The sequence below is a fragment of the Microbacterium sp. MYb66 genome (genome assembly GCF_002979435.1).
GTDB lineage: Bacteria > Actinomycetota > Actinomycetes > Actinomycetales > Microbacteriaceae > Microbacterium.
Genome location: NZ_PCOV01000003.1, coordinates 1 through 13,792, shown reverse-complemented (window position 1 = coordinate 13,792; position 13,792 = coordinate 1). Strand labels below are relative to the sequence as shown.

The window sequence follows — 13,792 nt, the reverse complement described above, 5'->3', positions numbered from 1 at the left end:
GGCCGCCGGGTGCTCAACGGTCGACGAACGCCATCTGCTGCGGGTTGTAGCGGTCGCCGCTCACGCCGATCCGCGTGGCCAGCGCCGACAGGTCGGCGACCTCGTCCGCCGAGAGGGCGACCGTCGTGCTCCCGGCGTTCTCGGCGATGCGCGCCGTGCGCCGCGTGCCCGGGATCGGCACGATCCACGGTTGCCGGGCGAGCAGCCAGGCGAGGGCGATCTGTCCCGGCGTGGCCTCCTTCGCACCGGCCAGCTCGGCGACGTGCGCGACGAGCGCCTGATTCGCCGCCCGGTTCTCGGCCGTGAAGCGCGGGATCGTGGCGCGGATGTCGCCGGCGGCGAAGTCCGCCGCCGTGTCGACGGTGCCGGTCAGGAACCCCTTGCCGAGCGGGCTGAAGGGGACGAACCCGATGCCGAGCTCGGCGAGCACGGGGAGGATCTCCGCCTCGGGCTCGCGGGTCCACAGGGAGTACTCGCTCTGCAGCGCCGTGACCGGATGCACGGCGTGGGCGCGCCGGATGGTGTCGGCCGACGCCTCGGAGAGACCGAAGTGGCGCACCTTCCCCTCGGCGATCAACTCGCCCACGGTGCCGGCGACGTCTTCGATCGGCACATCCGGGTCGACGCGGTGCTGGTAGAAGAGGTCGATCGCGTCGGTGCGCAGACTCCGCAGTGAGGCCTCGGCCACCCGGCGGATCTGCTCGGGACGGCTGTCCAACCCGACGCTCTTGCCGTCCTGGATGTCCCACCCGAACTTGGTCGCGATGACGACCTCGTCGCGGATCGGCTCGAGCGCCTCGCCCACGAGCTCCTCGTTCACATACGGCCCGTACACCTCGGCGGTGTCGAAGAAGTCCACGCCGTGATCGACCGCCGACCGCAGCACCGCGATCATGTCGTCGCGGCTCCCGGGGTTCGGCCCGTAGCTCTGTGACATGCCCATGCAGCCGAGTCCGACCGCCGAGACCTGCAGGCCCTGTCCGAGAGTGCGTGTGTGCATGAGCTGTCCTTTCGTCTTCGCCGCGGAGGCGATCCGCGGCTGTGGAACCGACGCTACGCGCGGCGCGCGCAGTGGGGGAGGGCCTGGTGGAACCCCTCTGGTCGCGACCCTCGGCGGCGGGGCATCCATCGGCGCCGGATCGACCGAATGATGGAGGCGCCCTCGGAAGACCCGCGGAAGAATGGGAGGATGCCGTCCACCGACTCACCGTCCACCGCGTCACCGGCACGCGGCCCTGCCCGCACCTGGGCGAGCCTGGTCGGATCGATCCGGATCGGACAGGCCGTCATCACGGTCGTGCTGCTCGTCATCGGCGCCTGGCGTGCCGCGGCAGACGGGGTCCCGCTGCCGTGGGTCCTCGCCCTCTCGCTCGTGTTCCTCGGCTGGTACGGCGGCGGACTGCTGCTCAGCGAGCGCACCTCCGATCGGCGGCTGGCGACCTGGTGGCTGCTCGGACTGACGCTCATCTGGCTCGGCGCCGTCGTCGTCTCGCCGGAGTTCGTGTGGCTCGCCTTCCCGCTGTGGCTGCTCGCCGGCTTCGTGATGCGGATGCGGTGGGCGCTGCTGCTCAGCGTCGCGATCCTCGCGGTCGTGGTGACCGCTCCGCTGCTGCACACCGGCACCACGACTTACGCGAACGTGATCGGACCGCTCGTGGGCGGGGTCTTCGCGTTCGGGATATCCCGCGGCTACCTCGAGCTCGTCCGCGACGGCCGGGAACGGCGGCGGCTGATCGCCTCGCTCGTCGCGACGCAGGAGGAGATGTCCGCGCTCCAGGACGAGCTCGCCCGCACCCAGCGCGAGTCCGGGGCGAGCGAGGAGCGCACCAGGGTGTCGCGCGACATCCACGACACGGTCGCGCAGAGCGTGTCGTCGATCGGGATGCTGGCGCGCTCCGCCCTGGAATCCGGTGACCCCGCGCAGAGCACCCGTGCACTCGGGCAGATCGACGCGCTCGCCGCCGAGGGGCTGGCGGATGCGCGACGTATCGTGAACGCGCTGATGCCGGCCGAGCTCGAGTCCACGGCCCTCGGCGACGCCCTGGCGCGGATGCTCGAGCGCCTCGCCGACGAGAGCGGGATCGAGGCGACGCTGCACGCCGACGACGACCTGCCGGCGCTGGGCCTCGACGCCGAGGTCGCCCTGCTGCGGACCGCGCAGTCGGCTCTCGCGAACGTCCGCTCCCACGCCGGCGCCTCTCGGGTCGTGGTCACCCTGGCCGACGCCGGAGACGCGGTGCGGCTCGACATCGTCGATGACGGGATCGGCTTCGACGCGACCCGGTGGGATGCTCAGGGCGGGGTGTCCGGGCAGGGCGGTGGCTACGGGCTGCGCTCGATGCGCGCGCGGCTGCGCGAACTCGGTGGCGGACTCGACGTGGAGAGCGCCCCGGGCGACGGCACCGCTCTCTCGGCGCACGTCCCGCTCGGCGGTGCGGCGTCGGTGAGGCGTGGAGCGGAGGGCGAAGGATGACCGCGGTGCGCGTGCTGCTCGTCGACGATCATCCCATCGTCCGCGCCGGCGTGCGCTCGCTGTTCGACCGCCGGGACGACGTGGAGGTGGTCGGCGAGGCGGCCTCCGGCGAAGAGGCGGTGGCGCTCGCGCGGCATCTGCATCCCGACGTCGTGCTCTGCGACCTGCGACTCGGCGAGGGGATGGACGGCGTGCAGACGACCGCCGCGCTGCGCGCGCAGCATCCGGCACCGGCCGTGCTCATCCTGACGACGTTCGACCGCGATGCCGAGATCCTCGCCGCGATCGAGGCGGGAGCAGCCGGCTACCTGCTCAAGGACATCGCGCCCGACGACATCGTGCGCGCGATCCGGCAGGCCGCGGCCGGAGGACTCGTGCTCACACCGGAGCTCAGCGAGCGGGTCGTGCAGGTCATGCGGGCTCCGCGGGTGCGGCTCACCGACCGGGAGCTCGACGTGCTCCGGCTGCTCGACACCGGGGCGTCGAACCGCGAGATCGCGAAGACCCTGTTCGTCACCGAGGCCACGGTGAAGACGCACCTCGTGCACGTGTTCGAGAAGCTCGGCGCCGACAGCCGTGCCCGCGCCATCGCGATCGCCCGCGACACCGGTCTGCTCTGAACGGGCTCGCTCAGCCCCAGAACCGCTGCACTCGCCCGCTGAGGTCGCGCATCGCGGTGCCGTCGAGCACCACTCTCCGCTCGCCCACCCCGAACGCGGGCCACTGCGTCACGAACTCGATGGGCCCCTCCGGAGGGAGCGGCCACAGCCACAGGTGGTCCGACGACGTGTAGCTGTGGCTTCCGCCGCCGGCGCGGCTGCCGTTGCGCGACAGGGTGTGGCCCTCCGGCTCGGACGAGGGATCGCGGCCGCCGAACGGGAAGCCCTCGCCGAGCACCTTCTCGCCGTCGCCGAGCACGAGGCCGAACCGGAGTCGGCCGGCAGGGTCCGGTGCAGCGCCCATCGTGCCGTGGCCGACGAAGTCTCCGCACAGATCGTTCCACTCGCGGGCCGGCATCCCGTTCCGGCGGAGCCGTCCCTCCAGACGGAACTCCACGCCGTCGCTGTACACGGCGACGCCGAACAGCCCCAGTGCGAGGTGGTCGGTCACAGCCAGGGTCTCCGAGACGGGCAGCAGCATGGGCAGCTCGTCCTCCGGGGCCTGCCACGAGGGATGCCGCTCCGGCTCGCTCTCCTGGGGATCGGGCATCTCGGGATCGGGCGGGAAGAACGTCATGCCGACAGGTCATCACACCCCGCGAGGATCGCACAAGAGCCGCGCGCGCGGCATCTCAACCGTTCGATGGATCCCGGCAGGGGCCGCTGAGCGGAGGCTGGAATCAGACCGAAAGGAACCCGATGCGCAGGCTCTTCACCGCCGCGTTCGCCTCCATGCTCGCAGGCGTCGCCTCCGGACTCTTCTACCGAGAGTTCACCAAGATCAACGACTTCCCCGAGGGGGCGGCGACGCAGCTCGGGCTCGTGCACACGCACCTGCTCGTGCTGGGCTTCGTGGTCTTCCTCATCGTCCTGCTTCTCGAGAAGTCGTTCGCCCTCTCCGAGAGCCGCCTGTTCGGCTGGTTCTTCTGGACCTACAGCGCCGGACTCGTGCTGACCTCGGCGATGCTCGTCTGGCACGGATGCCTCACCGTCCTCGGCCAGGAGTCGTCGAAGATGATCGCCGGCATCGCAGGCCTGGGCCACATCCTGCTCAGTGCCGGCATGGTGCTGCTCTTCCTTGCCCTGCGCAAGCGCCTGTTCGGGGTGAAGGCCTCCGCTCCGGCAGCCGCCGTCTAGAGGTCAGGTCGTGTCCGCCTCGACCGAGTCATCGCGCAGGTGGGCGATGTGCGCCTCGTGCCGGGCCAGATGGTTCGGGGAGCGCCGTACGAACAGCCACGCCACCAACAGCACCACGAACCAGATCGGCGTGACGAGCAGTGCGGTCAGCGTGTCGGGCTGCGTCGTGAGTGCCCACAGGATGAACACGAAGAACGCGAGCACCACGTAGACCATGAACACGCCTCCCGGGAGCCGGAACGTGGAGGCGGCGACCTTGTCCTTGCGCGTGCGCCGATACACGAGATAGCTGCAGAGGAAGATCGTCCAGACGAACATGAAGCACAGGGCCGAGACCGTGGTCACCATGTCGAAGGCGGTGCCGATGTCCTTGCCGGCGTAGAGCAGGACGACGCCGGACAGCAGCAGGATGCACGACAGGAACAGCGCGTTCTGCGGCACGCGGCGGCGGGAGAGGCGGCCGAAGATCCGTGGGGCATCGCCGTCCTGCGCGAGCCCGAACACCATCCGCGAGGTCGAGTAGATGCCGGAGTTCGCGCTCGACATGGCCGAGGTGAGCACGACGAGGTTCACCACCGTCGCGGCGATGCCGAGCCCGGCGAGGGCGAACATCGCGATGAACGGGCTCTCGCCCGCGACGTACTCGGTCCACGGGGTGACCGCCATCAGGACGATGAGTGCGCCCACATAGAACAGCAGCACGCGGATCGGGATCGCATTGATGGCCTTGGGCAGGTTGCGCTTCGGGTCCTTGGTCTCGGCCGCGGCCGTGCCGACCAGCTCGATCCCCACGAACGCGAACACCGCGATCTGGAAACCGGCGACGAAGCCCATGAAGCCGTGCGGGAACATGCCGCCCTTGTCCCAGAGGTTCGAGAAGCTCGCGGTGCCGGCGTCGTGCTGGAAGCCGGTGAAGATCATCACGAGTCCGGTCACGATGAGGGCCACGATCGCGACGATCTTGATCAGCGCGAACCAGAACTCCATCTCGCCGAACGCGGCGACGGTGGGGAGGTTCAGGGCGAGCAGGATGACGATCACGAGGACGCCCGGTATCCACAGCGGGACGCCCGGGATCAGCGCATCCGTGTACCCGGCGATCGCGATCACGTCGGCGACGCCCGTCACCACCCAGCAGAACCAGTAGGTCCACCCCGTGAAGAACCCGGCCCACGGGCCGAGCAGGTCGCTCGCGAAGTCGCTGAACGACTTGTACTTCAGATTCGACAGCAGCAGCTCGCCCATCGCCCGCATGACGAAGAACAGCATGAAGCCGATGATCATGTAGACGAAGATCACCGACGGCCCCGCGACCGAGATCGTCTTGCCGCTGCCCATGAACAGACCGGTGCCGATCGCCCCGCCGATCGCGAGCAGCTGGATGTGGCGGTTGCTCAGCGCTCGCCGCAGGTGCTGTTCCTCGCCGGCTCCGATGTCGGACCGTGTCCGCTCGTCCGCCCCCGTGTGTTCCTTCGTCACGCTTCTCTTTCCTCCGGTCGTCTTCGACACGTGCTGTCTGCGCTCAGGAGCGACGGGCACGCTGATGCAGAGTAGTTCACGCGGGGCCCTCTGCTGCGCATCGCACGGCGGTGCTCGGAATCAGGAATGGGCGTCCCCTTCGCCGAATCGATTCGATAGGCTTGTCCGAGCCCCGATCCATCCCCCAGTCCTGCGAGCCGCTCCTTCATGGCCACCTCCCTCACCACGGGCCGCCCGTGGCGCGTCATCCTTGCCTTCTCCATCCCTCTCCTCCTCGGCAACGTGGTGCAGCAGCTGTACCAGTTCGCCGACGCGATCGTCGTCGGCCGGCACCTGGGCGTCACCTCGCTCGCCGCGGTCGGTGCGACCGGCAGCCTGCTCTTCCTGCTGCTCGGGTTCGCCTGGGGCCTGACGAGCGGATTCGCGATCCCGATCGCGCAGGCGTTCGGCGCGCGGGACGACGCCGCGGTACGTCGATCGGTCGCGACCGGCGTGCTCCTCAGCGCGATCACGAGCGTGATCCTGACCGTCGGAGCGCCCCTGCTCGCCGGCCCCGTCCTCGCTCTGCTCCGTACCCCGCCCGAGCTGATGGCAGAGGCCACGATCTTCACGCAGATCAGCTTCCTCGGGGCGAGCGCGACGATGTTCTTCAACTACCTCTCGGCGATCATCCGCGCGATCGGCGACTCCAAGACGCCGCTGGTGTTCCTCACCGTGTCGTGCGCCCTGAACGTCGGGCTCGTCGTGCTGATGGTCGGTCCCCTCGAATGGGGCGTCGGCGGAGCCGCGCTCGCCACGGTCGTCGCGCAGGCCGTCTCGGTGGCACTGTGCCTCGAGTTCGTGCGGCGCCGCCTGCCGATGCTGCACCTGCGCGGTGCCGACTGGCGGATCACCCGCGCCGACATCTCGGAGCACCTGCGCCTCGGCCTGCCCATGGGGTTCCAGGCGTCGATCATCGCGATCGGCACCCTCACCGTGCAGGTGGCGCTGAACACCCTCGGCGCCGACGCGGTCGCCGCCTACACGACCGGCTCCCGCGTCGACAGCCTCGCGGTCGCACTGCTCTCGTCGCTCGGCCTCGCCGTCTCGATGTACGCGGCGCAGAACCACGGCGGTCGTCGACCCGATCGCATCCGTCGTGGTGTCGTCGAGGCGACCTGGATGGCCGTCGGGGCCGGAGTGGTCCTCGGCGGCCTGCTGATCGCCTTCGGTGCCCCGATGGTGCGCCTGTTCATCGGCGAGGGGTCGGACGACGTCGTCGACCTCGCCCATCGGATGCTCATCATCAACGGCTGCGGATATTGGGCGCTGGGCATGCTGTTCGTGCTCCGCGGCGCCCTGCAGGGGCTCGGGCACACGCTCGTGCCCACCGTCACCGGGGTGATCGAGCTGGTCATGCGCGTCGGTGCGGCCATCGTGCTCGGCGCCTGGATCGGCTTCGACGGCGTCGCACTCAGCAACCCGCTCGCCTGGATCGGTGCGATCGTGCTGCTCGTGCCCGCCTACGTACGCGCACACCGCGCGCTCGGGCGACTGCCCATCGATCCTGCGGAGGCGACCGAGACCTCCGCGATCGCGATCGTCGGCCCGACCGACGGCTCCATGGTCGTCGACGCGGTGGTGACCCAGTCCGTGCCGGTCGTGCGCACCCGCCGCCTGCGGTGGCTGACCCGGCGCTGACCTGACACCGACCTCTTCGAGGCCCTTCCCGTCCGCGAGATATCCGTCTGCAGGATGATGCAGGTCGGACTTGAGACGGATGGCCTTTCGGGGAGACACTTCTAGTGTCGAGATAGCGGAGTTTCCGCTGACGGGGGGTCGTCATGACGACAATGAGAGTGGCCAGCGATCTGGCCGCGGTGATGGTGCCGATCGGCTACGTGGGAGCGGCACTCGCCGTGATCTGCGCGGTCGTCGCGGCGGTCGCGATCATCCGAGGATCCGGAGGGCTCAGCGGAGGCGCGGTCGGGGTGTGGATCGTGTTCGCGCTGATGAGCTTCACGGCGTCGTTCGCGAACCAGTGGATGCCGTTGATCCTGGCGTGCGCCGCACTCGCGGCGATGCTGGTGATCGGAGGCGTCGTGCGTGCGATCGTGAGCGCGGCGGGCGTCGGGCGACCGGAGCGCGCTGCTGCCGACGACCTGCCGAAGGCGGTGCCCGCCTCCAAGGCGGTGCCCGCCCCGAAGGCGACGGTCGCCTCGGCGGTGCGGTCGGCGCGCGCGACGAAGGCCGCGGCGACGGCGTCGATCGCGATCGTTCCCTGAGCGCTCAGCGGTAGTCGCGGTCGCGGTGCTGTCCGGCCTCGTCGCCGGACTCCACCCGCGCGGCTTCGCGAGCCCGCAGCTCGACGCGCCGGATCTTGCCGGAGATCGTCTTCGGCAGCTCCGGCACGAACTCGATGATCCGCACCCACAGGTGTGCGGAGAGGCGATCGTGGGCGTACGCGAAGATCGCGCGTGCGGCGTCGGCCTCCGCGGCCGTCGTCTCCGGCGTCAGGCAGACGTACGCCTTCGGCACGGCGAGTCGGGTCGGATCGGGGCTCGGGATCACGGCGGCCTCGACCACCAGGTCGTGCTCCAGCAGCACCGATTCGAGCTCGAACGGCGAGATCTTGTAGTCGGACGCCTTGAAGACGTCATCGGAGCGCCCGACGTACGTGAGGTAGCCGTCGGCATCGCGCACGGCGATGTCCCCCGTGTGGTGGTACCCGCCCGCGCGTGACTCCGCGGTCTTCTCCGGATCGTCGTAGTACCCGGCCATGAGTCCGAGCGGCGGATGCTCCAGGTCGAGCGCGATCTCGCCCTCCCCGTCGACGACCTCGCCGGTGACGGGGTCGAGCAGCACCACCGGATACCCGGGGAGCGGGCGTCCCATCGATCCGACCTTGACCGTCTGGCCGGGGGAGTTGCCGATGCAGGCGGTCATCTCGGTCTGGCCGAAGCCGTCGCGGATCGTGCCTCCCCAGGCGTCGCGCACGCGGTCGATCACCTCGGGGTTCAACGGCTCGCCGGCGCCGACCAGCTCGCGCGGCGGATGGGTGAGACGGGCGAGGTCGGCCTGGATCAGCATCCGCCACACCGTCGGCGGCGCGCAGAACGTCGACACGTGATGGGTGTCCATGACCTGCATGAGCGTGTTCGCGTCGAACCGGTCGTAGTTGTAGACGAACACCGTCGCCTCGGCGAGGAACGGCGAGTAGAAGCTCGACCACGCGTGCTTGGCCCAGCCGGGCGAGGAGATGTTGAGGTGCACGTCGTCGGGTCGCACGCCGAGCCACCACATGGTCGAGAGGTGCCCGATCGGGTACGACACGTGCGTGTGCTGCACGAGCTTCGGGCGGTTGGTGGTGCCGGAGGTGAAATAGAGCAGCGCGGTGTCGGATGCCGCGGTCCGGCCGTCGGGCTCGAAGGTCGGGGGAGCACCCGCCGAGTCCTCGAAGCGCGCCCAGCCGCTCGGGATGCCGGCGCCCACGCCGATGCGCAGGATGCCGTCGTCGACGCCGTCGAGGCGGTCGGAGAGTGCGCCGAGGGTGATGACCGCGCGTGCCCTCCCGTGGTCGATCCGGTAGGCGAGATCCGACGCCGAGAGCAGGGTCGACGTGGGGATCGACACCGCGCCGATCTTGGTGATCGCCAGCATCACCTCCCACAGCTCGATCGTGTTGTTGAGCATCACGATCACGTGGTCGCCGCGGCGGATGCCGAGACCGGAGAGCCATGCCGCGACCTGGTCGGACCGCGACGACAGCTCGCCGTAGGTCCAGGACCGCAGGCTCAGGTCGGCCTCGACGATCTGCACCGCCGGGCGATCGGGCCTCTCCCCGGCGACGACGTCGAACCACTCGAGTGCGAAGTTGAACTCCGAGACCTCCGGCCAGGCGAACCCGGCGCGGGCCGCCGCATAGTCGGTGGCGTTCGCGAACAGGAAGTCCCGCATCTCGCGGATCGTGTGCGTGGCGGCGGTGGCGCTGCGGCTCATGGTGCTCCCTTGCTCCCTGTGCGGACGTGCATCCATCCTGGCCCACCTCGCCGCCTGCCGTGGTCAGCGGGTGAGCACGCCGGGGCCGTCGCGCAGCTCGAACACGAGCTGGGTCTCGGTGCCGCGCACGACCGGGTGGACCGTGATGTGCTCGAGCACGATGTCGCGGAGCGCCGTGGCGTCCTGCACGGCGACGTGCACGAGGAAGTCGTCCACCCCCGCCACATGGAACACCTGCAGCACCCGCGGGATGGCCGCGAGAGCATCGAACAGCGCGGTGACCTTGTCTCCGGTGTGGTTGGCGAGGCGCACCTTGATGATCGCCTGCAGCGGGAAGCCGAGTGCGGCTCCGTCGACGCGGATCCGGGTGTCGCGGATCACCCCGCACTCGCGGAGCGCACGCACCCGATGCGCGCAGGTCGATTCGGCGAGGCCCAGTCGATGCGCCAGCGCCTTGTTCGTGGTCTCGGCATCACGGGTGAGGACCGCGAGCAGCTCGAGATCCGTCTCGTCGAGTTGTGCTTTCGCCAACGTGGTGCCCTTTCGGATGCCGGATGTTGCACAGAATAGCGCTCCACCCCGATGCAGCAGCGGATCCTGTCGAGTTCCTGCGGAATCTTCGCGATTCCGGCAACGTGGAGACATGACTGCACCGCTGCATCCTGACACCGTCGCCGTCCACAGCGGGCGCTCCGATCTCGAGGGTCTCGGGGTCCATGCGCTGCCGATCGACCTGTCGACGACCAACCCGCTCCCCGACATCGAGCGCGGCGGCGACTCGTACGAGGCGATGGCCACCGGGGGGCGGCCGCCCGTCGACGGCAGCATGGTCTACGCGCGGTTGTGGAACCCCACGGTCGCGCGCTTCGAGGAGGCACTCGCCGAGCTCGAGCACGCCGAGGCCTCCGTCGCCTTCGCCTCGGGCATGGCGGCGATGACCGCGGTGATTCTCGCGCACACCGGCGCGACGGGTGCGCGGCACGTGGTCGCGGTGCGTCCGCTCTACGGCGGCACCGACCACCTCCTCGGCTCGGGGCTGCTCGGAGTCGAGACCACCTACTGTCACCCGGACGAGGTGGCCGCGGCCGTGCGCCCCGACACCGGACTGGTCGTCGTGGAGACGCCGGCGAACCCGACGCTCGACATCGCTGACATCGCCGACGTCGTGCGTCAGGCAGGGTCGGTGCCGGTCGTGGTCGACAACACGTTCGCGACCCCGGTGCTGCAGAACCCCATCGACCTGGGCGCGGCGATGTCGCTGCACAGCGCCACCAAGTACCTCGGCGGCCACGGCGATGTGATCGCCGGTGTCGTCGCATGCAGCGAAGAGACCGCGGAGGCGCTGCGCCGCGTGCGGGCGGTGACCGGCGGGCTGCTGCATCCCCTCGGGGCCTATCTGCTGCACCGCGGTCTCACGACCCTGCCGGTGCGCGTGCGGCACCAGCAGGAGAGCGCGCGGCGGGTGGTGCAGTGGCTGATCGACCGGCCCGAGGTCGCCGAGGTGTTCTATCCGGGGCTCGACGGGGATCCGCGCGGCATCCTGGAGCGGCAGATGCGCGGCACGGGAGCGATGATCGCGATGCGGATGCGGGGCGGTTTCGCCGCGGCATCCGCGGTCACCACCGCGACGACGCTGTTCACGCACGCCGTCTCGCTCGGCGGAGTCGACTCACTGATCCAGCATCCGGCGGCGCTCACCCACCGCCCGGTGCCGCCCGAGGCGAGGCCGGCCGCCGACGTGCTCCGCCTCTCGATCGGTCTGGAGGATGTCGACGACCTGATCGCCGACCTCGCCCGGGCCTTCGCGGCTGCGAGCGCGTCTTCGTCCGCCGAGCCACCCTTCTCCGTCCGGGCCACCCCCTCGAGTGACGCGCGCAGGGGGGTCGTTCGCACGTAGAGGGGTGGTTCGGGCGGTTCGCGTTCGCGCCGGTCAGAGCGAGGGAAGCCGGATCGTCCCGGTCGCGCTGTGCTCGGTCGGCATCCGGTCACGGTCGTAGGTGATCTCGCGATAGCCGTGCGGGGTCGGCACGCCGTCGTCGTCAAGGCTGACGAACACGATCTTGTCGATCGTGAGGATGCGCTTGCGCGTGATCATGTTGCGAGCCACCGCGCGCATCGTCAGAGACGTCGTGCCGAAGTGCGTGGCCTGCAGGCCGATCTCGATCAGATCGCCCTGCACCGCCGACGCCTCGAAGTTGATCTCCGAGATGTGCTTGGTGACCGCGCGGTAGTTGCCCAGCTGCACGATCGCGTAGATCGCCGCCTCCTCGTCGATCCACTTCAGCAGGCTCCCGCCGAACAGTGAGCCGTTCGCGTTGAGGTCCTCCGGCCGCACCCATTTGCGCGTGCGGAAGTTGAGTCCGTCTTCCGACCACGCCGGTGCCTTCTGCTTCGCCATGGTCCGAGGCTAGGCGGATCGTGAGTCCGCGATGTTACGGCTGGTTTTCCGGGGAGCGACAGGGACCGCGGGGGCTCCTTTGTGGACTCACCACAAGAAACTGAGTCCCACCTGTGCTGAGACTTGGTTTCGAACGGCAAATCCACCGGTCGCGTACCGGCGCGCCCATACAGTCGCCCGTGGCAACGACGCCACTGACCCCCGGGAGTCCTCAATGACGAGTGCAAAGCCCCACGCGCACGGAATCGGCATGCGCATCGCCGTGATCGTGCTCAGCCTGCTGCTGGCAGCGACGGTGATCCTGTTCTTCGCGGTGACCAGCAAGATCGCCGCCGGCGCATCCGAACTCGCCGAAGGGACCACGGCCGCGGAGACCGGTTCCGCCGACCTCGCCGCCGGGGCCACGGATCTCTCGGACGGCGCCGACCGGCTCGCCGAGGGCAGCGGCGACCTCTCCGACGGTGCGGCGAACGCGCACGCGGGCTCCCAGAAGCTGAGCGACGGCGCCACGACCGCCGCGACCGGAGCGACGACTCTCGCCGAGGGAGCACGCGACCTCGCCGACGGCGCCTCCACCGCCGTCGCGGGTGCAGGCAGGCTCAGCGGCGGCGCGCAGACCGCTCTCACCGGTGCGCAGTCCCTCGCCTCGAACCTGGTGACCGCGGATGCCGGAGCCGCGAAGCTCCTGGCCGGAGCCACCCAGCTCGCCGCCGGCGTCAACGGCGCGCACCAGTACTCGACCGCCGTGCTCGCCGGTGCGACGGAGCTCACCGACGCGCTCGCGGCGGGCGTGACGCCGAACGTGCTGACCCTCGCCCACCCGAACTCGAAGGCCGCTCTGGAGGGCCTGGCTGCCACGGCCCCCGGTCATTCCCAGCAGCTCGCCGACGGCCTCGCCGGCCTGCTCGCCACCGACCCGACGAACCCGCAGCTGCAGGCGCTCGCCGCGCTCGCGGCGGGGGTCGACAAGGAGGTGGACGCGATGGCGGCTCCGGCGGCTGCCGCACCTGCTCTCGCGCAGGGACTGGTGGGCGCCGCCGACGGAGCGGCGCAGGTGTCCGCGGGTGTCGGCGCCATCGTCAACGGAGATCCGGCCAACAAGTGGCCGGGCACCGTGGCGCTCGTCGCCCCCGCGGCCGCGCCTTCGCTGGTCGCCGGCGCGCAGGCACTGAAATCCGGGACCACGGAGCTCTCTGCGGGCGCGGCGCGGCTGGCTTCGGGACTGCAGGTGCTCTCCTCCGGAGCATCCGCCCTGCACTCCGGTACGACGAAGCTCGATGCGGGGGCGAGCCGCCTGAACGACGGCGCGAGCACCCTCGCCGCGGGGGTGGGCACGCTGCAGTCGGGCGCGGGCGACCTCAACGACGGGATCGGACAGCTCTCCGAGGGCGCGGATGCGGTGGCGGAAGGCTCCGGCGACCTCGCGGCGGGCGGGGACAAGCTCGAGACGGGTGCGGCCGACCTCGCCGCGGGCAACGGTCTGATCGCGGAAGGATCCGGAACGCTCGCCACCGCGACGGCGGGAGCTGCGCCGTCGATGCTGCCCTGGATCCTCGGCATCGCGTTGGCCGGGCTCATCGCGATCGGCTTCTGGGTCGGGCACCGCGTCGCCCACCGCCGCGCTCTCGCCCTCGCCGCCTGACCCCACTCCACCCTCCACCCCCACCG

The 13,792-nt window shown here is 70.3% G+C and carries 13 protein-coding genes; 7 read left to right on the top strand and 6 right to left on the bottom strand.

Features of this window, described 5'->3' with window-relative positions:
* Positions 1 to 13: 13 nt before the first annotated feature.
* On the bottom strand, positions 14 to 1,000 hold the full coding sequence (locus CQ045_RS07370) for an aldo/keto reductase (protein WP_105722258.1): 987 nt from the start codon (positions 998 to 1,000) through the stop codon (positions 14 to 16).
* Positions 1,001 to 1,189: 189 nt separating this feature from the next.
* Between CQ045_RS07370 and CQ045_RS07365 the strand changes: the two genes are divergently transcribed.
* Positions 1,190 to 2,473 (top strand): histidine kinase, encoded by a 1,284-nt coding sequence (locus CQ045_RS07365; protein ID WP_105722256.1) that lies wholly within the window; start codon positions 1,190 to 1,192, stop codon positions 2,471 to 2,473.
* Positions 2,470 to 3,093: a response regulator transcription factor gene (locus tag CQ045_RS07360; RefSeq protein ID WP_105722254.1), complete on the top strand. Its 624-nt coding sequence runs from the start codon at positions 2,470 to 2,472 to the stop codon at positions 3,091 to 3,093. Before CQ045_RS07365 ends, CQ045_RS07360 begins: the two co-directional genes overlap by 4 nt.
* 10 nt (positions 3,094 to 3,103) lie before the next feature.
* Here the strand turns inward: CQ045_RS07360 and CQ045_RS07355 are convergent, their stop codons facing one another.
* The gene (locus CQ045_RS07355) at positions 3,104 to 3,709 is read right to left on the bottom strand and encodes a hypothetical protein (RefSeq protein ID WP_105722252.1); all 606 of its coding nucleotides are present in this window, start codon (positions 3,707 to 3,709) and stop codon (positions 3,104 to 3,106) included.
* A 122-nt stretch (positions 3,710 to 3,831) separates the two neighbouring features.
* Here CQ045_RS07355 and CQ045_RS07350 point away from each other — a divergent pair, with 122 nt between their 5' ends.
* Positions 3,832 to 4,269, top strand: coding sequence for a DUF2871 domain-containing protein (locus tag CQ045_RS07350; RefSeq protein WP_105722250.1), 438 nt, complete (start codon positions 3,832 to 3,834; stop codon positions 4,267 to 4,269).
* Between the two features lie 3 nt (positions 4,270 to 4,272).
* Here the strand turns inward: CQ045_RS07350 and cycA are convergent, their stop codons facing one another.
* Positions 4,273 to 5,748, bottom strand: coding sequence for a D-serine/D-alanine/glycine transporter (gene cycA / locus CQ045_RS07345; protein ID WP_374955017.1), 1,476 nt, complete (start codon positions 5,746 to 5,748; stop codon positions 4,273 to 4,275).
* Positions 5,749 to 5,955: 207 nt separating this feature from the next.
* On the opposite strand from cycA, the gene CQ045_RS07340 reads away from it, so the two are divergent.
* On the top strand, positions 5,956 to 7,428 hold the full coding sequence (locus CQ045_RS07340; protein ID WP_105722248.1) for an MATE family efflux transporter: 1,473 nt from the start codon (positions 5,956 to 5,958) through the stop codon (positions 7,426 to 7,428).
* A gap of 143 nt (positions 7,429 to 7,571) precedes the next feature.
* A complete protein-coding gene (locus tag CQ045_RS07335) occupies positions 7,572 to 8,012 on the top strand; it encodes a hypothetical protein (RefSeq protein ID WP_146115200.1) in 441 nt (146 codons plus the stop codon).
* A 4-nt stretch (positions 8,013 to 8,016) separates the two neighbouring features.
* Here the strand turns inward: CQ045_RS07335 and CQ045_RS07330 are convergent, their stop codons facing one another.
* Positions 8,017 to 9,726: an AMP-binding protein gene (locus CQ045_RS07330; RefSeq protein ID WP_105722244.1), complete on the bottom strand. Its 1,710-nt coding sequence runs from the start codon at positions 9,724 to 9,726 to the stop codon at positions 8,017 to 8,019.
* Positions 9,727 to 9,789: 63 nt separating this feature from the next.
* On the bottom strand, positions 9,790 to 10,257 hold the full coding sequence (locus CQ045_RS07325; protein WP_105722242.1) for an Lrp/AsnC family transcriptional regulator: 468 nt from the start codon (positions 10,255 to 10,257) through the stop codon (positions 9,790 to 9,792).
* 112 nt (positions 10,258 to 10,369) lie between these two features.
* Between CQ045_RS07325 and CQ045_RS07320 the strand changes: the two genes are divergently transcribed.
* The gene (locus CQ045_RS07320; protein WP_105722240.1) at positions 10,370 to 11,623 is read left to right on the top strand and encodes a PLP-dependent aspartate aminotransferase family protein; all 1,254 of its coding nucleotides are present in this window, start codon (positions 10,370 to 10,372) and stop codon (positions 11,621 to 11,623) included.
* A 33-nt stretch (positions 11,624 to 11,656) separates the two neighbouring features.
* Here the strand turns inward: CQ045_RS07320 and CQ045_RS07315 are convergent, their stop codons facing one another.
* Positions 11,657 to 12,124, bottom strand: a complete 468-nt coding sequence (locus CQ045_RS07315) for an acyl-CoA thioesterase (protein ID WP_105722238.1) — start codon at positions 12,122 to 12,124, stop codon at positions 11,657 to 11,659.
* Between the two features lie 214 nt (positions 12,125 to 12,338).
* Here CQ045_RS07315 and CQ045_RS07310 point away from each other — a divergent pair, with 214 nt between their 5' ends.
* The gene (locus CQ045_RS07310; RefSeq protein ID WP_181156482.1) at positions 12,339 to 13,766 is read left to right on the top strand and encodes a hypothetical protein; all 1,428 of its coding nucleotides are present in this window, start codon (positions 12,339 to 12,341) and stop codon (positions 13,764 to 13,766) included.
* Positions 13,767 to 13,792: the final 26 nt, after the last annotated feature.

What these genes read in the sequence shown, in the direction of transcription:
- CQ045_RS07370 (WP_105722258.1), bottom strand. Translation starts at nt 1,000, where the DNA reads ATGCACACACGCACTCTCGGACAGGGCCTGCAGGTCTCGGCGGTCGGA.
- CQ045_RS07310 (WP_181156482.1), top strand. Translation starts at nt 12,339, where the DNA reads ATGACGAGTGCAAAGCCCCACGCGCACGGAATCGGCATGCGCATCGCC.
- CQ045_RS07355 (WP_105722252.1), bottom strand. Translation starts at nt 3,709, where the DNA reads ATGACGTTCTTCCCGCCCGATCCCGAGATGCCCGATCCCCAGGAGAGC.
- CQ045_RS07340 (WP_105722248.1), top strand. Translation starts at nt 5,956, where the DNA reads ATGGCCACCTCCCTCACCACGGGCCGCCCGTGGCGCGTCATCCTTGCC.
- CQ045_RS07350 (WP_105722250.1), top strand. Translation starts at nt 3,832, where the DNA reads ATGCGCAGGCTCTTCACCGCCGCGTTCGCCTCCATGCTCGCAGGCGTC.
- CQ045_RS07330 (WP_105722244.1), bottom strand. Translation starts at nt 9,726, where the DNA reads ATGAGCCGCAGCGCCACCGCCGCCACGCACACGATCCGCGAGATGCGG.
- CQ045_RS07365 (WP_105722256.1), top strand. Translation starts at nt 1,190, where the DNA reads ATGCCGTCCACCGACTCACCGTCCACCGCGTCACCGGCACGCGGCCCT.
- CQ045_RS07315 (WP_105722238.1), bottom strand. Translation starts at nt 12,124, where the DNA reads ATGGCGAAGCAGAAGGCACCGGCGTGGTCGGAAGACGGACTCAACTTC.
- CQ045_RS07335 (WP_146115200.1), top strand. Translation starts at nt 7,572, where the DNA reads ATGACGACAATGAGAGTGGCCAGCGATCTGGCCGCGGTGATGGTGCCG.
- CQ045_RS07320 (WP_105722240.1), top strand. Translation starts at nt 10,370, where the DNA reads ATGACTGCACCGCTGCATCCTGACACCGTCGCCGTCCACAGCGGGCGC.
- CQ045_RS07360 (WP_105722254.1), top strand. Translation starts at nt 2,470, where the DNA reads ATGACCGCGGTGCGCGTGCTGCTCGTCGACGATCATCCCATCGTCCGC.